This window comes from Bacillus sp. JCM 19034 (assembly GCF_001310635.1).
Lineage (GTDB): Bacteria > Bacillota > Bacilli > Bacillales > Bacillaceae_D > Halalkalibacter.
Genome location: NZ_BAXR01000002.1, coordinates 404,625 through 422,560 on the forward strand (window position 1 = coordinate 404,625; position 17,936 = coordinate 422,560).

Sequence of the window (17,936 nt, forward strand, 5' to 3'; positions counted from 1 at the left end):
TGAACGTGGGAGAGGCGATCGTTATTACAAGTGGTAAAGGTGGTGTTGGTAAAACAACCACCTCAGCAAATTTAGGGACTGCTCTTGCACTATCAGGTAAAAAGGTTTGTTTAGTTGATACAGATATCGGCTTAAGAAATTTAGATGTCATTATGGGATTAGAAAACCGTATTATTTATGATCTCGTTGACGTTATAGAAGGTCGTTGTAAGCTAAAGCAGGCTCTTATTAAGGATAAACGTTTTGACAGCTTATATTTATTACCGGCTGCTCAGACAAAGGATAAAACAGATATAGAACCTGATCAGTTGAAGAATTTAATTAATGAACTTAAGCAGGAAAATGATTATGTTATTATCGATTGTCCAGCTGGTATTGAACAAGGGTTCCGCAACGCCGTTTCAGGTGCTGATCGAGCGATTGTTGTAACGACACCAGAATTGTCTGCTGTTCGTGATGCTGATCGGATAATCGGATTATTAGAAAAGGAGGATATTGAACCTCCACGTTTAATTGTCAATCGGATTCGTTCTCATATGATGAAAAACGGTGAAATGTTAGATGTCGATGAGATTGCTTCTATATTATCAATAGATCTAATAGGTATAATTGTAGATGATGAAAATGTTATTAAGTGTTCGAATAAAGGGGAACCGATTGCTTTACAGTCTTCAAGTAAAGCTTCCATTGCATATCGAAATATTGCTCGCAGAATTCTTGGTGAGACGGTTCCTCTAATGTCGATAGAAGATTCAAAGGGTGTTATGGCGAAGATTAAGCAATTTTTTAGTGTTAGGTAAATCTTAGATTAGCCTGATTGGATAGGGTAAAGCGAATGAATTAAAATAATTTGATGGTGAAGCGGCGATGCCCGCTCGTTACATCCACATATGGGCTCATTTTTATTACTTATTCAAGTTCACTGGATAGGGGATAAATGAAAGTATATTTTTGCCATTATTTAATATGAAATCAATCCATTTAAGTGCATTTTTCGAGAAAATGGTTCGTGAATATGCGTCACTTTATCTGAGCTGACTATGACTTTTGATTCTTCACTTTCTGATCATATAATGCACTATCTCATTTATAGTAACCAAATTATTGGAAGCGTATGGTATGATTATTTTTAGAAGAAAAGAGAGGGAGGAACATTCATTTATGACTCTTGATGGGCATGTAAATGAATCAACAAAGTCAATACGCTGTATGATCTTAACTGTTTCTGAGGCAACAACTTATGAAGATGATAACAATGGTCAGCTTATACGATCATTGTTAGAAAAAGAAGGTCATTCAGTGACGGAATATCAACAGGTTGGATACGAATATAGTCATATTCAACATTGGATTAAAGTTGCCGCTATTCGTGCTGATGTTGATGCTGTTCTAATTACTGGAGGTACCGGAATTGGCTTAAATGATACGACTCATGAAGCGGTACGGGATAGTTTAGATAAAGAAATGCCAGGTTTTGGTGAACTGTTCCGCCATTTAAGCTTTACTGAAGAAGTGGGAACAGCAGCGATCCTAAGCAGAGCCGTTGCAGGAGTTAGAGACGGAAAGGCAATTTTTTCAATGCCAGGTGCAACAGGAGCAGTGAAGATGGCTATGGAACGGATTATTCTTCCTGAAATTAGTCAAGTTGTACGTGAAATTTTACTTGATCAGGTTAAAGTTTCGAATACATCTTTTTAATTGAAGAAGCGACTTATGAGAGCTAGTGCTTTCGTAAGTCGCTTTCGTTTTACGTGCGAAAATCTATCTAGCGATGTTGCAGGTATGTATCTTCTTTTGTTATTTGTTTTAGTTCATTTAAAGCATCTGTTGATAGACGTTCTATTTGACTAGCTTTTACATTCTCTCTTACCTGTTCGACCTTACTTGCTCCTGCAACGACAGAAGCAACAACTTTTGAGGAGAGAACATAAGACAGAGCGAGCTCGTTAAGAGAATAGGATTCATATTGAGCGAGTTGCTCACGTAATTGCTTCAATTCGTCTACTGTATATGAAAGATAGCCATTTCCTTGAATACTTGCACTCAGTGTAGAAAACGAACGATTAGTCAGAATCCCTTTTGCAACAGCTCCACGTACAACGACACTTATTTGATGGTCTTCTAATAATGGGAACCACTCTTCAGGTCGACGATCAAGTAAACTATACTGCATCATTACGCTTACAATGGAGGAGCGTTTTACATATTCTTTAATAACGTTTGGTCGGATTGACGAGATACCATATTCTCGAATAAGTCCCTCTTTTTTTAATTCTTCAAACGCTTCAATTGTTTCATCAATTGGGTCATCAATCGTTCCGCCGTGTAATTGGTATAAATCAATATAATCTGTTTGCAGACGCTTGAGGCTATCTTTAATCGCTTCTTTTATATGAACCTTTGAAGGATCCCATGTCCATCCTTCTTTCCCCTTTTCAAAACGGTTTCCCACTTTTGTTGCTAGGATGACCTCTTGTCTTTTCCCTTTCAAAACGGATCCAATGATTTCTTCATTTATACCTTGATCATAGAGGTCGGCTGTATCGAGGTAATTCACTCCTAAAGCTAACGCTTCATCAATCGTTCTTCTCGCTGCTGATAAATTTGTACCGATACTCATGCAACCGAGCCCAATTTCACTTACAAATAACTCAGATTGTCCAAGCCTACGCTTCTTCACAGAAATCCCTCCATACTGTTTGTTTACATGTATATTACCAAGTAAAACTGCTAAAAGCGAATAGTTTGGTCTTTTCTTAACCATTTTCTATAACTTTTATAAAAGTAATAAAGAGTGAGAGACGAGCATATCTTTCAATATAGAATGAAAGAAAAAAGGCGGGATTGGCATGGCTAAGGATCTAAACAAATTACGAAGACAACTTGAATCAAGAAGAAGAGCAATTGATCATTCCGTTAAACATAGAGAAAGAACGATTATACCATCAAATACGTATTATGAAGATGGAAATCAAGAGATCGAAGCTGCTTCGACTGAACGATCGGATAAAAACAAACCACCAACAAGAACGGCTCAATTTTTTATATTTCGCTGTTTAATTGCTAGTTTTCTATTTTTATTAGTCGGTATTGCATTTCAATCAAAACTTCCACAATCAGACCAAATTGAACAATTTGTTCGGCAAACATTTGAAAATGAATTTCAATTTGCAGCAATTGCAAGCTGGTATGAAGATCAATTTGGACGTCCATTAGCGTTGTTACCACTTGATTCTAATATTGCACAAGGTGATCCAAATGAGCAAATGGAATTGATTTACGCATTACCTGCAAGTGGGACAATTCGTGAAGATTTTAAAGAAAGTGGACAAGGTATTTTAATTGAAACTGCTGAAAATACGTATATTGAATCGGTAAAAAGTGGTGTTGTTCGTTCAATTGGTCAAAGTGAAGACCCAACAATCGAAAAAGTGGTTGTTATTGAACATTATGATGGAACGGAAGCGATTTATGGCATGCTTGACGAAATAGAAGTTCAACTTTATGACCATATACAAGCAGGAACGAAGATTGGGGCGGTTCAGTCAGCGGAAGGGATGAATAGAGGTATATTTTATTTTGCACTAAAAGATGAGAATGGCTACATTGATCCTAGTGAAGTGCTCACATTTGACTAATGTTATGATCGATCTTTTAACAAAAGTAAAAATAAACCCTTTCTTCTGGCTTGTTATTGCATCTGCACTAATTACAGGTTATTTTAAAGAAATGATGATGGTGTTTGTTATTGTGTTTGTTCATGAGCTTGGGCATGCTATCGCTGCACGATATTTTCAATGGACTATTTACAAAATTGAATTGCTCCCATTTGGAGGAGTTGCAGAGGTAGAAGACACATCTAACAAACCTTTCCATGAAGAACTGATTGTCATCCTAGCTGGCCCGATCCAACATCTGTGGCTCATGATGTTCTCATATTATTGTATTCAATTTTCGTTTTGGTCAGCATATGATCATCAGTTATTTGTTTGGCATAATTTGATGATCCTTCTTTTTAATTTATTACCTATTCTACCTTTAGACGGAGGTAGATTACTTCAAATACTATTGATGTATTACTTACCGTTTGCTAAAGGAATAAATGTAATGAGAAAAGTTTCAAGTTTATTATTATTACTGCTTTTTTTTGTTGCATCGTTCTATTATAGCTCTTTACATTTGTGGTTAATTCTTTGTTATATTTCAATTATTCATTATTTGGAGTGGAAACGACGGCATTACAACTTTATGAAATTTATTATAGGTAAGGAAGAAAAAGATGGATTGACAAAGCAATTAACGGTTCGTGTTTCAGGGTCGTTGTTAGTAAAAGAAGCGATCAAGCTTTGCAGAAGAGGATATTCATTAACATTTCACTTTTATGACGATAAACATAGAAAAATGGTTCAAGTATCTGAGGAAGATATAAGAAAGGCTTATTTAAATCGGACATTGATTGATGATCCCTTGACTGCACTTATCGAATCGCATTGAAAATACGTCATCAGCTCTCACCTTACTAGCCGTCCTATGAAAATGCTCATAGACGGGCTTTCGTGTATAGAATCGAGATTTTATGAGAAATTGTGTACAATAAGAGTATGAAGGAAAAAAGGGGCTTATTCTTAGTGAAAAAAATCGTATTTAATTTAGTAACAAGAGAAAAACGTGCTGCTCTTATTGAAAATGGACGTGTAACAGAAATGATGATTGAACAAAATGAAGAAGAGCGGATTGTAAACAATGTTTACAAAGGTCGTGTTGTGAAAGTATTACCTGGAATGCAAGCGGCATTTGTTGATATCGGACGTGATAAGCATGGTTTCCTATATCGTGATAATCTTCTATCCTTTCATCTAAGTAATGAAGCAGAGGAAAAAAAGAAGCAACGGTCTGTTTCGGAATTTGTTCATGAAGGAGAAGAGTTAGTTGTTCAAGTAACGAAAGAAGAATTTGGATCTAAAGGTCCACGATTAACAGGTGTTCTCGCGTTTCCAGGTCATTATGCAATCTACATGCCGTACGGAGATTATATTGGTGTTTCAAAACGCTTTACATCAGAAACAGAACGGGAAAAGTGGAGAATATATGGCGAGAAGATCACAGAAGGTCAAGAAGGTCTTATTATTCGTACTTCATGTGAAGGTCGTCCTGGTGACGTTTTAGAAGAGGAAGTAAGTGACCTGCGGAGAAAATGGGATAGAGTAAATAAACGTTTGTATGAACAATCTTCTGGTCGACTTTTATATCAGGATGCAACGTTAACAGAGCGCGTCATTCGTGATCATATGTATGACGATTTACAAGAAATTATTGTCGATGATTTTACAACGTATAAACAAATGAAGGAAATATTTGCTGAGAGCTCCAAGTGGCAAAATCGCATTAAGCTTCATAAAAAACAAACACCTATTTTTACAGAGTATCATATCGATAAAGAATTACAAAAAGCCTTACGACGACAAGTTTGGCTAAAAAGCGGTGCTTATATTACGATAGATCAAACGGAAGCGTTAACCGTAATTGATGTTAATACGGGAAAATTTACTGGCAAAAATAATTTTAACGAAACGATATGGAAAACGAATAAAGAAGCAGCAAAGGAAATAGTAAGGCAACTACGTTTAAGAGATATTGCAGGAATGATTATTATTGATTTTATCGACATGCGAAGAGAAGAAGATCGTGAATTACTTGTGCAATTACTAAGAGCTGAACTTAAAAATGACCGAACGAAAACAAACGTTGTTGGTATTACAGGATTAGGTTTAGTTGAAATGACACGTAAAAAAGTACGTCAAAATTTACAGGATACATTAATGAAATCTTGTCCTACATGTCAAGGAAAAGGGGCGGTACCTGCGGATGAGACACAGGCGTTTGAGCTTGAACGACTTCTATGGGAACATAAAGACACAGATCACGAAGCAATGGTTGTAGAACTTCCATCAGCAATTTTGTCAGTGTTTGCTGGTTCAAATGGTGAGCATTTGAAAAGGTTAGAGGAAGCCCTAGGCATGAGGATTTTATTATACCCGAATAAACGGTTAGTAGTGGGAGCACAAATACGTTATGTTGGAGCATTAGAAGAGGCAGGAAAGCAGTTGGAGCGATTAAAGTCCAATTGACAAGGGACTCTAATTTATGGTACAATTTCGCTTGTTAGTTATTTGGTCGCACCCAAACAACTATAACCGCACAGAATAGGTTTCTTTTAAAAAGGGGTTCCCCTTACCTAGGATGGCGAGTCTGAGTATATGAGGAGGTGCAGAAAATGTACGCAATTATTGAAACTGGTGGTAAACAAGTTAAAGTTGAAGAAGGCCAAGAAATCTACATTGAGAAATTAGATGCAGAAGCTGGAGAAACAGTGAGCTTCGATAACATCTTATTCGTAGGTGGCGATAATGTAAAGGTCGGTGCCCCATACGTAGAAGGTGCTTCTGTTACAGGTAAAGTTGAAAAGCACGGTCGTCAGAAGAAGATCATTGTTTGGAAGATGAAGGCGAAGAAGAACTATCGTCGTAAGCAAGGACATCGTCAACCATATACGAAAGTCATCATCGAAAAGATTAACGCGTAAGATGATTAAAGTAGATGTTAGACGTAATCGTGATCAAAAGGTTGAATCGTTTACGATGAGTGGTCATGCCGACTCAGGTCCTTATGGTCAAGATCTCGTTTGTGCTGGAGCTTCAGCTATTTCAATTGGAACACTTAATGCAATTGTAACTTTGTGTAACGTAGAATTGGATGTCGAATCGAAAGAAGATGGAGGGTTTCTCCGCTGTTGTATACCATCTGGTTTAGATGAAACAACATTTGAGAAGGTTCAGCTTCTTTTGGAAGGGATGTTAGTCTCGTTACAATCAATTGCTGAGGAATACAGTGCATTTATCGAAATAAATGAAAAAAGCGGGAGGTGATTTCCATGTTGAAAATGAATCTTCAATTTTTCGCATCGAAAAAAGGGGTAGGTAGTACTAAGAACGGTCGTGACTCTGAATCGAAGCGCCTTGGTACTAAGCGTGCAGACGGTCAAGCAGTAACAGGTGTTCAATCTTAGTTCGCCAACGCGGTACTCGTATTTACCCTGGTGTGAACGTAGGAAAAGGTGGAGATGATACGTTATTTGCAAAGGTAGACGGCGTTGTTAAGTTTGAGCGTGTTGGTCGTGACCGTAAGCAAGTAAGTGTTTATCCAGCTGCACAATAATGATTTGGAAAGCTAACAAACGGTTTATTGCCTTTTGTTAGCTTTTCTTTATGAAAAGGGTATGGCTAAAGGAGAAGTCTTCTGTTTGCCATACCCTTTGTTTATTTGCAAAAATATGTCAATACTAACTTCTGTACACATGATGTATTAATGAAGGAGAGTTTGTAGTGAAACAGAAAACACAAGATCGTATTGACATAATACGCGAACAACTTTGCGATGCAAATGATCACAAGCAGCGTAGATTATTGACGGAATTGATTTTAGAAATGGAACGAAAAAGAATAAATGAGAATAGAAACAAATAGTTCAAATATATAATCTGAGAAATGTATGGATAATGTTCATACTCTTATGGCTACGGTTAAGTAATTGGTAAAAATAGGTTGACAAAAAGCAAGGTAATATGACAACTTTATGATTTCTTTTTTAAATCTATGAATACATAAGTATTACGAAGCATCTATTATATGTATACGCTTACATGATAGTTTATTATTTTTGTGAATGATGATATGATACAATTTGTGAAAAACGGACCCGACTTTTGTGAGAGTCAAAAGTCATTTTACAACAAGAATAGGAGAGGTGTAGAATTGAATTTACAAACAATCAAACAGGAATGGTTTAGCAATGTGAGAGGAGATGTACTCGCTGGTCTTGTCGTCGCACTTGCATTGATTCCAGAAGCCATTGCCTTTTCCATTATCGCAGGAGTCGACCCGATGGTTGGGTTGTACGCTTCTTTTTGTATTGCTGTTGTCATCGCTTTTGTTGGTGGACGCCCCGGGATGATTTCCGCTGCTACAGGTGCGATGGCACTTGTTATGGTTACACTCATTGCAGATCACGGTCTACAATATTTATTGGCAGCAACCATTTTAACCGGAGTTTTACAGATTTTGTTTGGCGTGTTTAAGCTAGCTCGTGTGATGAAATTTGTCCCCAGGTCAGTTATGATCGGTTTCGTGAATGCATTAGCGATACTCATTTTTATGGCCCAGCTTGAGCAATTTGAAGGTGCAACGTGGTTAATGTACGTTTTAGTCGCCGCAACGCTTTTTATCATTTATGGTTTACCGCGCATTACGAAAGCATTCCCATCTGCTCTGGCAGCAATTATCGTTATTACAGCTGTCGTAATATTTGGTGGATTCAACGTTTCAACAGTCGGAGATATGGGTAAAATAACACAAACCTTCCCTATCTTTTTAATACCTGATATCCCGTTTACGCTTGAAACATTAATGATCATTTTTCCATATTCGTTAGCGTTAGCAATCGTTGGTTTACTTGAATCTTTATTAACAGCAAATATTGTCGACGATATGACAGATACGGAAAGTGATAAAAACAAGGAAAGTCGTGGTCAAGGAATTGCGAACATTGTAGCGGGTTTCTTTGGAGGGATGGCAGGCTGTGCAATGATCGGACAATCTGTTATTAACGTTAAATCAGGTGGCCGCGGGCGTTTATCGGCACTCGTTGCTGGTACATTTCTTATGTTCTTAATTATCGTATTAGGTAATATTGTCGTACAAATACCAATGGCTGCACTAGTTGGCGTCATGATCATGGTATCAATTAGTACTTTTGATTGGGGATCCGTACGAAACATTCATAAGCTACCAAGAACAGATGCAATCGTTATGGTTGTTACAGTAGGCACAGTTGTATGGACACATAATTTAGCAATTGGCGTACTTGCAGGTGTTCTCTTAAGTATGATTTTCTTTGCAGCAAAAATTTCAAAGGTTGATGTTGAAAAAGTGAACGTAAAGGAAAAGAATAAACTAATTTATCGTGTAAAAGGACAATTATTCTTTGCATCTGTTACGGATTTTGTCAATAAATTTGATTTTAAGCTTCCAGTTAAGCATGTTGAAATTGACCTAACAAACGCTCATTTATGGGATGATTCCGCAATCGGAGCACTAGATAAAATCGAAAGTAAATTCGAACAAAATAAGATTCGTGTTACGTATATTGGCTTAAATAGTGAAAGTGCACAACTAAAAGAAAAAATTGGTGGTTTATCAAAAGCTTCAGGACATTAAATGGAAAATATGCGATGATTAGAACTTTTTCTAATCATCGTATTTACCTTTTTCTAGCAAAATCAAATCATTCTATATGTGCTACTATCAAATCAGTTTTCCTTTTAAGATTCAAAGATGGTAAGGTAGATGTTGTGAAGCTGATCGTGCGAATTCAAAAGCCGAGATCATAGTAAGAATTAGGATGGTTAACGTTCACTTGAATAAAGGATTGAACCTAGTTTCAACTGCAGTTTTACTATGATTTACATTATAGTTATTTTGAACTTTGACTAGATATCGTTCATTTTTATTCATGGAAGCAAAGATTGTGATTGGAAATCTAGGATTAAATAAAACCTTATATTAGGAAATGTAAGCAGTAAAGTAGATCAATGAGTAAAGCGATTATACAGAGACGAACACTTAGAATAATAATCTAGGTGTTTTTTGTTTTGTTAAAGGGACAATGCTCTAAATTTGTAGAGATAATCGGCTCATTATACGATCATTTGATAGATTTCAACATCTATTTACAAAACCTTTACATACAGCTCATACTCACTTAATAATGCACAACTATACTAGCAAATGTGAGAGGGAAACCTATTACACATTCTCGTTAAAGAAAAAGGGAGGACAATGAAGTGAAAAAACTATTAATGCTTTTAATTATGGCAGCTCTTATGATTGTTGCTGCAGCGTGTGGAGCTGGAGATGAAACAGATGCTCCTGAGGAAGATACGGGCGGTGCTGAAACAGAAGAGACTACTGATGATGGTTCAGAGGATGAAGGAACTGATGAGGACGCTCAAACAGAAGAAGCAGCTGATTTAAGCGGAAGTGTGGTTATTGATGGTTCAGGTACAGTTTTCCCATTAATGTCAGTTGTTGCTGAAGATTATATGGTAAATGCTCAGCCAAATGTATCAGTTGAAGTAAGTCGTGCGGGAACGAGTGCTGGGTTCCAACGCTTCTTAGCAGAAGACGGAACTGATTTCAACGATGCATCACGTGAAATTAAAGAAGAAGAATTAGAGCTTGCAGAAGAGTTAGGAATAGAAGTACAAGAGTTCAAGGTTGCGTTAGATGGTTTAACATTTGTTATTCACCCTGATAACGATTGGGCAACTGAATTAACAGAAGAACAACTTATTAGTATCTTTAAGCATGATGGTGGCGTAACAAAGTGGTCTGATCTTGACCCTAGTTTCCCAGATGATGAAATTAAACCAATGGGACCAAATGAAAACCACGGAACATATGAATTCTTCTATGAAGTGATCTTAGAAAAAGAAGATTTAGTTGATTCAGTTAATCTTCAACAAGAGTATTCTACACTTGTTAATCTAGTATCTGAAGATGTAAACGGAATTGCATTCTTTGGTTTTGGTTACTATGTGAACAATCAAGATCAGGTACAAGCAGTTAAAGTTGACTTTGGTAATGGCCCAGTTGAGCCAAGCCTAGACACAATTGATGAATCAGGTGATTATGCTCCATTTACACGCCCTGTATTCACTTACTTAAATGTTGATATGGCAAAAGAAAAGCCGCAAGTATTAGATTTTGCTCTCTATGCTGTTAGCAAATTCAATGATTTTGCAGGCGAAACTGGTTTTGCACCACTTCCAGATGAAGAAATACAATCATATATTGAAATCCTTGAAGGGTTAAAATAAGCAATACGAAGAGGTAGCAGAAGATGAGGGATTACTACTCTCATCTTCTCTGTTTTTTAAAGCAAGTAGTTTTATAAGGAACTGGGTGAAAGGGGAAATCCTAAAGTGGAAATGAAAATGGGGAAGGCTGTCAATGTTCAACAATTAATAGCTGAAAAGAAAAGTTCTAGGAGTTTTTTAAGTGTTTTTGAAAAACTTATTCCAAAACTATTATTACTCATTGCAACAATTTCGATCTTAACAACAATTGGTATTATATTTACACTACTAACCGAAACTTTTGAATTTTTCCGTAGAGTTCCACTAATTGATTTCTTTACAGGTACTGTATTACGACCATTGAGTCAAGAACCTCAATTCGGTGTACTACCTTTAATCATGGGTACGTTATTGTCTTCTGTCATTGCAATGCTTGTTGCGATTCCAATTGGATTAATGACAGCTGTTTTTTTAAGCGAATATGCATCAGATAAAGTAAGAAGAATTTTAAAACCAATGCTTGAAGTGTTAGCAGGTATTCCAACGATTGTTTATGGATTCTTCGCTTTCACGTTTGTAACACCTCTATTACGTTCATTTATACCTGGTTTAGAGTTGACGAATATATTAAGTCCAGGTATTGTAATGGGAATTATGATTATCCCAATGGTAGCTTCCTTATCCGAAGATGCAATGAGTTCAGTACCGAATTCAATGCGAGAAGGAGCACTTGCATTAGGGGCGACTAAGTTAGAAGTAACAGGTCGAGTCATTATTCCGGCTGCAACATCTGGTATTATTGCATCCTTTGTTTTGGGTATTTCTCGTGCAATTGGTGAAACGATGATTGTAACAATTGCGAGTGGAAGCTCAAAGAATTTTACTTTTGATATTACCCAATCTATGCAGACAATGACTGCATACATTGTTGAAGTCTCCAGTGGAGATGCCCCTGCTGGTTCGACGATATATTATAGTCTATATGCGGTGGCGATGACATTGTTTGTGTTTACATTAGTAATGAATTTGCTAGCGCAATATATTTCTCGTAGGTATAGGGAGGAATATTAATCATGAAATACATTGATCATGTACAAGTTGCAAAACGAATGAATTCACGGCTACTTTTTAATAAAATTTGTAAAATTACTTTTTTCCTATCGACATTATTTGGTCTAGCTGTGCTAGCAGTACTTATTGCAAGAGTTGTTTCTGAAAGTATCGGATGGATTGATTTGAATTTTTTAACAGGAAGATTATCTAATAACGCTGATAATGCTGGTATTATGGGAGCAGTTCTAGGAACGTTATGGCTCATGCTAATAGTAGGACCCGTAACATTGTTTTTAGGGTTGGTACGGCAATTTATTTAGAATGTTATGCAAAAAGAGGGAAATTTCATTCATTTATTCAGACGAATATTTCCAATTTAGCTGGAGTTCCTTCCATCGTATTCGGAATTTTAGGTTTAACAATATTTGTCCGATTGTTAGGTCTTGGAAATGTTATATTAGCTGGTGGTTTAACGATGTCATTGCTCGTTTTGCCAATTATCGTTGTTGCTAGTCAAGAGGCAATTAGAGCTGTACCTGGATTCTTAAGTGAGGCTTCTTATGGAATGGGAGCAACAAAATGGCAAACAATTAAAAATGTTATTTTACCAGTTGCTATACCTGGTATTTTAACTGGGGCAATCCTTTCGTTGTCACGTGCTATTGGAGAAACTGCACCACTTGTTGTTATTGGTATTCCAGCTTTATTAATTCCATTTCCTGGTGGTATTATGGATCGTTTTACCGTATTACCGATGCAGATTTATTATTGGACGATTGATGCTGCGTTAGTGGCGGAATATGCGAATTTGGCAGCAGCGACAATTGTTGTTTTACTATTAGTACTCTTTTTAATGAATTCGGCTGCTATCATCATTCGAAATAAATATCAAAAAAGATATTAATTTAAGGAGGTTGTATGATATGGTACTTGCATCAGCAAAGCAAAATCAAGTGGTGAATAATGTAGAGGGCGGGCAGGAAAAGAAAGTAAATACAGATAAATCTGTTGTGTATGATACAAAATCATTAAATTTATGGTACGGAAAAGATCATGCACTTAAAAATATTAATTTATCTATACATGAACAAGAAGTCACAGCAATTATTGGGCCTTCTGGCTGTGGAAAATCAACGTATATAAAAACATTAAACCGTATGGTAGAGTTAATTCCAATTGTAAAAATCTCCGGTGATATTATGTATCGCGGTAAAAGCATTCTTGATAAATCCTATAAAGTAGAAGACTTAAGAACTCGTGTAGGAATGGTATTTCAAAAGCCAAATCCTTTCCCTAAATCAATTTATGATAATATCGCATATGGGCCACGTATTCATGGAATACGTAACAAAAAAGTATTAGATGAAATTGTGGAGAAAAGCTTAAAAGGTGCATATATTTGGGATGAAGTGAAGGATCGTTTACAAGAAAATGCTTACGGATTATCGGGTGGTCAACAGCAGCGTTTATGTATCGCTAGATGTTTAGCAATTGAACCGGATGTCATTTTAATGGATGAACCAACTTCTGCACTTGATCCGAAGTCTACGTTAAAAGTTGAAGAGCTCATTCAAGAATTAAAAGAATCATATTCAATTATTATTGTAACTCATAACATGCAGCAGGCTGCACGTATTTCTGATAAAACAGCATTCTTTTTAAATGGAGAAGTTGTTGAATTTGATAAAACAGATCATATTTTTTCAAACCCTAGCGATTCACGTACGGAAGACTATATTACAGGTCGTTTTGGATAAAGAGAGGTTAGTATATGTCAATCCGATCACAATTTGATAGCCAGCTTGATATTATAAAAGAGAATGTACTTGAAATGGGTAATGAAGTTGGCTTAGTGTTAAAAGAAGCTATGAAAGCATTTGATCTAGCAGATTATGCTCAAATGGAGAAAATCATTAATGGTGATGAGAAAATAAATCAACTAGAGCTAAGTATGCATGATCAAATCATTTTGCTAATTTCAAAACAACAGCCCGTTGCTACAGATTTACGTAAATTAGTGGTAGCTTTAAAAATTTCTAGCGACCTTGAACGTGTAGCTGATTTAGCAGTGGATATGTCTAAACAATCAAAACGAATAACTCATAAGACTCCTTTTCATCCTCTCATTATTCAAATGGGTGAAAAAGCACAGGAGATGTTGCGAGTCTCTTTGGATTCATATAAGCAAACAAATGTACTTACTGCACAAAAAATTGCTCATATGGATGATAAAGTAGATCAAATGTACGGACAGTTTATTCGTACCTTGTTTTCAAACGAAGATGAGACGATTGAAATTAACCAAATTACTCAACTAGCTTTTATTGGACGCTTTATTGAACGAATTGCCGATTATGCTACAAATATTGCTGAATGGGTTATATATGAAGTGAATGGTAAGCACTTTGATTTAAACTAATGATAGCTTAATCCGTATGAGATTTGAAACTCAAACGGATTTTTTCTTATATTAAGATCTTTAAAATAGAATACATGACACAATTCATAAATCTGTAATAAAAATGTATCGTTTGAATTTGTGAAACAGCACCGAGTCGATTATACTTAAGGAAAGAGTATATGAAAGGAGGAGAAATGGATGTCACAATCATTGATTAATATATTTTATGAGGCACATCGTGGATCGTGGGCGATTTTACTTATTTTGTTCGTTGTTGCTTTTCTTCTTTATAAGCTGCGTAAGGATATAGGTGCGAAAATCGTACATATGATTACAAGACTATTTTATATTATCATGCTTGTATCTGGAATTGGTACGTTAATTGGCTACCAATTCCCAGTGGTTCTGATTGTAAAAGGAATATTAGCACTTATCCTTATTTATGTTATGGAAATGATCTTAGTGAGAACGAAGAAAAATACTCTCCAACAACAGGCTGGGATCTATTTGGGTGCATTTGCTCTAATTACAATTATTGTCGTCTTAATGGGATTTGGCGTTATTCGTTTCTAGTTACAATATTACATGTTATAAGGTGCTTCATAAGGTGATCAGCCTTTTGAGGTGCCTCTTTTTTGTTTGAAGTGGTAAACTAGTAGAAGGAATTTAATTGGAGGGAGTGATTTACTAATGGGTGAGCAAATTATTGTAGGTACAGCATTACAAGATGTAGCGAGTCAAATTAGATTAGAAAAAGCTTATAAACGTCAGCAAAAAGAGAATAAACCCGCTTTCTATCTACTACCTTCATATACATGGATGAAAAAAGCGAGGGAAGTACAACCGGGGTTAATGATTTGTACATTTGATGATTTAGCAACTTACATTCTTGAACAAACAAATTGTACGTATTTACCATTGACGGAACAGGAACGAACTCTTTTTTTTCAGCAATTTGTTAAACATGAACGATCATTTGAACAGGAGTGGAATTTAGCAAAAGCAAGAGCATACGCCGATACGTATGGACAAATAAAGCGTTTAGGACTTTCTTTAGATAGGGTAACCGGCTCGTTAAAAACGCTAATTCCGTTGTTTAAGAAGTATGAACAAGAAATTGTACAAAATAAACAGATGCTTGACCCAGAAAATCAGATATTACATGCAATTGAACGATTAAAGAATATAAAGGAGATTCATTTATCAGTTGTAGTGATTGACGGCTTTTTTGACTTTAGCCCATTGCAATCTCTACTTATTGAAGCGTTATGTCGATTAGGAGTAAGGATTGAAATCATTCTCCCTTATGAGAAGTCGTTTGAGATTGTTGAGCAGACAGTTGCTGAACTCGTAGAAATAGGCTTTGATAATCATTTGAACAGGTGTGAACGGAACGTTGCAGATAGTGATAAATTAGTTGTCTCCGCAACAACTGCTGAGGAGCAGTGGCGAGGTCTAATGGAAGAGATTAGTCATTGTGATGCACTTGAAGAAATCGGAATAGTAATCGTCGATGAACAGGAAGATATACAAGAATTACAACGTTACGCTGAAATGTATTCTATTCCATTGCAAATCGCCAAAAAACGTTCACTATCAACTACGGCGATTTTCTCCTTCGTAAAGATGGCAATTGAAGCTGAAATAACATTCACAAAGTGGGATAAGCTTCCTAAAGTAGAACAAATATTAAAACTATATCATGTGAGCGGATTAGCATATTCGAAACAAAAGCAACAATTTATTAAGGATGGAGATTGGACTGAGGAAAAGTATGAGCTACTGTATGATAAATTGAATGAGTTAAGATGGCCTACTGAAGGATTGTTTACAGAGTATTTGTCAAGGTTATTAAGCTGGTTAAGAGAATTACCACTTATGGACTATTGGATGGGGAAATTAAAAGGAAATGAATCACCTACTATTCTAAAAAAGATAGCCGATGAATACAAAGCATTAGATTTAATCGAACGGAAAGTAGAGGCCGAGTTGGCAGAGCTAGTTGAAAAAGAAATTGATGTTAGCGTAACTCATGACCTGTTTGTTGAATGGTTCCGTGAGTTAGGTTTAATAACAACGATTTTTAAAGAACGAGCTCAAAATAAGGGAGTTGCTGTTCATACGTGGCGTGACGTCCGTTCATTTTCAGGGAAACGTTTATATGTTGTTGGGATGAATGAAGGTAGTTTCCCAGCTCGACATCGTTTAAGTGGCTATGTGACTGAACGTGATTTAATGGACCTTAGTATTCGATATAGCCCGCCAACACAGAAGCATTTTCAATTGAAGCAAGATGCATATTTTGAACAGCTTGATTACCTTGGAATTGATCAAATTGTTTTTACGTATGTAAAAGGTGTTGATCCAGAACATCCACATCATCCTTCACCATATATTGTAGATTATGATATTGAAAAGGAATGGACGTGGCTCGGGCGGATGCAAAAAGATGTCAGTGTAACAGAGCAATCGTACATCGACATGATTGCAGTGAAAATCGGTGAAGGATACAAAGTCGAGCCAATACCGAGTACATTATCGGACATTAAAAAGCATCAATTACGATTAACAGATGCTAAAGAACGGCTTTCAGTGGAATATGCCACTAGGAGAAAAAAACATATTGTAGCTGTGACAGAACTAGAAAGTTATGCACGGTGCTCATTTCGGTATGCGCTTGACCGTGAATTAAAGGTTGGTGAATTAAAGGAGAAACAATCAGACGTATCTCCGCTTACTATTGGTCAAATCGTTCATAGTTTGATAGAAGGTGTATATAAAGATTGTCAGTTAATCAACCGAGAGTTTGGTTCCGTTTCAGAAAAAGAACTGCAACATGTTCCGATTCGACTACGTGAACGGTTTGAGGAAAAGTGGTTAGAGGTTGAGAAAGAGAACGTTGAGTTGTCACGGTTTCATTTAGTATTAAAAAAGGAACAGTGGCAGCAACGCTTAAGTAGATGGTGGCAAGCTGAATTAAAACACTTTTGGCATAATAATGCTTTAGCGAGTATGAAGATAGTTGCTTTTGAACACCCAATACGATTTGAACTACCTTTATCTGAAGAGGAATCAATTATTTTAGTAGGTAAAGTTGATCGGGTAGACCGAAAAGAAGACTCTATAGTGATTTATGATTATAAAACAGGTTTAGCATCAATAAAAATGGACGAGGTACAGTCCGGATTAAAGCTACAATTACCATTATATGCTTATGCTCTTCGTGAACAGTATGAACGAAATGAAAAGAAAAAAATCTTCGTAGATGGAGCATCATATATTTCGTTAAAGGAGCCAGATAAACGCTCAAACAATGGGATTTGGCGTGTGGATCTAGTTGGCAAGGATTCTCCCTATCATGTAAGTTCATTTTGCAAAAATAAAGAAGAGGAATTTGGCACGAGAGCGTTTTTAGATAAATATCAAATTACGGAGCAGGTTGCGACATTGTGGGAGGGGATGTCTCAGTTCTATGACGTCGCCCCGCAAGAGTGTTCGTCATTTTGCCCGTATATAAGTATTTGCCGTGCGACACCTGAACAAAGGCAAGGGAAACAATGAGAGGAGATG

The 17,936-nt window shown here is 36.4% G+C and carries 16 protein-coding genes, 2 pseudogenes and 1 other annotated feature; of the genes and pseudogenes, 17 read left to right on the top strand and 1 reads right to left on the bottom strand.

The genetic code is table 11. The features are described 5' to 3' along the window. Window positions 1-5: 5 nt before the first annotated feature. Entirely contained in the window at window positions 6-800 is a 795-nt protein-coding gene (gene minD / locus JCM19034_RS05495) for a septum site-determining protein MinD (RefSeq protein ID WP_062047928.1), read from the top strand. 361 nt (window positions 801-1,161) lie between these two features. Continuing rightward, window positions 1,162-1,698, top strand: coding sequence for a molybdenum cofactor biosynthesis protein B (locus JCM19034_RS05500; RefSeq protein WP_062047930.1), 537 nt, complete (start codon window positions 1,162-1,164; stop codon window positions 1,696-1,698). Window positions 1,699-1,765: 67 nt separating this feature from the next. Here the strand turns inward: JCM19034_RS05500 and JCM19034_RS05505 are convergent, their stop codons facing one another. Further along, window positions 1,766-2,680, bottom strand: coding sequence for an aldo/keto reductase (locus tag JCM19034_RS05505; RefSeq protein ID WP_062047932.1), 915 nt, complete (start codon window positions 2,678-2,680; stop codon window positions 1,766-1,768). Window positions 2,681-2,849: 169 nt separating this feature from the next. Between JCM19034_RS05505 and JCM19034_RS05510 the strand changes: the two genes are divergently transcribed. The 15 genes and pseudogenes from JCM19034_RS05510 to JCM19034_RS05575 all read left to right on the top strand — a co-directional run bounded on the left by JCM19034_RS05510 (window position 2,850) and on the right by JCM19034_RS05575 (window position 17,927). Continuing rightward, entirely contained in the window at window positions 2,850-3,638 is a 789-nt protein-coding gene (locus JCM19034_RS05510) for a M23 family metallopeptidase (protein WP_062047933.1), read from the top strand. Next, window positions 3,631-4,494, top strand: coding sequence for a M50 family metallopeptidase (locus JCM19034_RS05515; RefSeq protein WP_062047935.1), 864 nt, complete (start codon window positions 3,631-3,633; stop codon window positions 4,492-4,494). Before JCM19034_RS05510 ends, JCM19034_RS05515 begins: the two co-directional genes overlap by 8 nt. A gap of 134 nt (window positions 4,495-4,628) precedes the next feature. Continuing rightward, a complete protein-coding gene (locus JCM19034_RS05520; protein ID WP_062047937.1) occupies window positions 4,629-6,128 on the top strand; it encodes an Rne/Rng family ribonuclease in 1,500 nt (499 codons plus the stop codon). Window positions 6,129-6,182: 54 nt separating this feature from the next. After that, window positions 6,183-6,261: a sequence feature (ribosomal protein L21 leader region), on the top strand. A gap of 13 nt (window positions 6,262-6,274) precedes the next feature. Further along, window positions 6,275-6,583, top strand: a complete 309-nt coding sequence (gene rplU, locus JCM19034_RS05525; RefSeq protein ID WP_062047939.1) for a 50S ribosomal protein L21 — start codon at window positions 6,275-6,277, stop codon at window positions 6,581-6,583. 1 nt (window position 6,584) lies between these two features. Beyond that, window positions 6,585-6,926 (top strand): ribosomal-processing cysteine protease Prp, encoded by a 342-nt coding sequence (locus JCM19034_RS05530; RefSeq protein ID WP_062047941.1) that lies wholly within the window; start codon window positions 6,585-6,587, stop codon window positions 6,924-6,926. A gap of 5 nt (window positions 6,927-6,931) precedes the next feature. Next, window positions 6,932-7,215: pseudogene (gene rpmA, locus JCM19034_RS05535) on the top strand (50S ribosomal protein L27). Between the two features lie 167 nt (window positions 7,216-7,382). Next, window positions 7,383-7,523 (top strand): hypothetical protein, encoded by a 141-nt coding sequence (locus tag JCM19034_RS21600; protein WP_156323888.1) that lies wholly within the window; start codon window positions 7,383-7,385, stop codon window positions 7,521-7,523. A 288-nt stretch (window positions 7,524-7,811) separates the two neighbouring features. Then, window positions 7,812-9,272, top strand: a complete 1,461-nt coding sequence (locus tag JCM19034_RS05540) for a SulP family inorganic anion transporter (protein ID WP_062047943.1) — start codon at window positions 7,812-7,814, stop codon at window positions 9,270-9,272. Between the two features lie 641 nt (window positions 9,273-9,913). Further along, window positions 9,914-10,933 carry a phosphate ABC transporter substrate-binding protein PstS family protein gene (locus JCM19034_RS05545; protein WP_062048141.1) on the top strand — a complete coding sequence of 340 codons (1,020 nt, stop codon included), beginning with the start codon at window positions 9,914-9,916 and terminating at the stop codon, window positions 10,931-10,933. Window positions 10,934-11,044: 111 nt separating this feature from the next. Further along, a complete protein-coding gene (gene pstC, locus JCM19034_RS05550) occupies window positions 11,045-11,983 on the top strand; it encodes a phosphate ABC transporter permease subunit PstC (RefSeq protein ID WP_156323899.1) in 939 nt (312 codons plus the stop codon). A gap of 2 nt (window positions 11,984-11,985) precedes the next feature. Continuing rightward, window positions 11,986-12,869, top strand: a pseudogene (gene pstA, locus JCM19034_RS05555) (phosphate ABC transporter permease PstA). A 19-nt stretch (window positions 12,870-12,888) separates the two neighbouring features. Continuing rightward, a complete protein-coding gene (gene pstB / locus JCM19034_RS05560; RefSeq protein WP_062047945.1) occupies window positions 12,889-13,722 on the top strand; it encodes a phosphate ABC transporter ATP-binding protein PstB in 834 nt (277 codons plus the stop codon). A gap of 14 nt (window positions 13,723-13,736) precedes the next feature. Next, entirely contained in the window at window positions 13,737-14,384 is a 648-nt protein-coding gene (gene phoU / locus JCM19034_RS05565) for a phosphate signaling complex protein PhoU (RefSeq protein ID WP_062047947.1), read from the top strand. A gap of 180 nt (window positions 14,385-14,564) precedes the next feature. Continuing rightward, on the top strand, window positions 14,565-14,939 hold the full coding sequence (locus JCM19034_RS05570) for a DUF1516 family protein (protein ID WP_062047950.1): 375 nt from the start codon (window positions 14,565-14,567) through the stop codon (window positions 14,937-14,939). 117 nt (window positions 14,940-15,056) lie between these two features. Next, the gene (locus JCM19034_RS05575) at window positions 15,057-17,927 is read left to right on the top strand and encodes a PD-(D/E)XK nuclease family protein (RefSeq protein ID WP_062047952.1); all 2,871 of its coding nucleotides are present in this window, start codon (window positions 15,057-15,059) and stop codon (window positions 17,925-17,927) included. Window positions 17,928-17,936 lie beyond the last annotated feature (9 nt).

Bases quoted from the DNA above. Each gene is read 5' to 3' on its own strand.
- JCM19034_RS05510 (WP_062047933.1), top strand. From the start codon at position 2,850: ATGGCTAAGGATCTAAACAAATTACGAAGACAACTTGAATCAAGAAGA.
- JCM19034_RS05545 (WP_062048141.1), top strand. From the start codon at position 9,914: ATGCTTTTAATTATGGCAGCTCTTATGATTGTTGCTGCAGCGTGTGGA.
- pstB (WP_062047945.1), top strand. From the start codon at position 12,889: ATGGTACTTGCATCAGCAAAGCAAAATCAAGTGGTGAATAATGTAGAG.
- JCM19034_RS05575 (WP_062047952.1), top strand. From the start codon at position 15,057: ATGGGTGAGCAAATTATTGTAGGTACAGCATTACAAGATGTAGCGAGT.
- JCM19034_RS05530 (WP_062047941.1), top strand. From the start codon at position 6,585: ATGATTAAAGTAGATGTTAGACGTAATCGTGATCAAAAGGTTGAATCG.
- JCM19034_RS05570 (WP_062047950.1), top strand. From the start codon at position 14,565: ATGTCACAATCATTGATTAATATATTTTATGAGGCACATCGTGGATCG.
- rplU (WP_062047939.1), top strand. From the start codon at position 6,275: ATGTACGCAATTATTGAAACTGGTGGTAAACAAGTTAAAGTTGAAGAA.
- JCM19034_RS05500 (WP_062047930.1), top strand. From the start codon at position 1,162: ATGACTCTTGATGGGCATGTAAATGAATCAACAAAGTCAATACGCTGT.
- phoU (WP_062047947.1), top strand. From the start codon at position 13,737: ATGTCAATCCGATCACAATTTGATAGCCAGCTTGATATTATAAAAGAG.
- pstC (WP_156323899.1), top strand. From the start codon at position 11,045: ATGAAAATGGGGAAGGCTGTCAATGTTCAACAATTAATAGCTGAAAAG.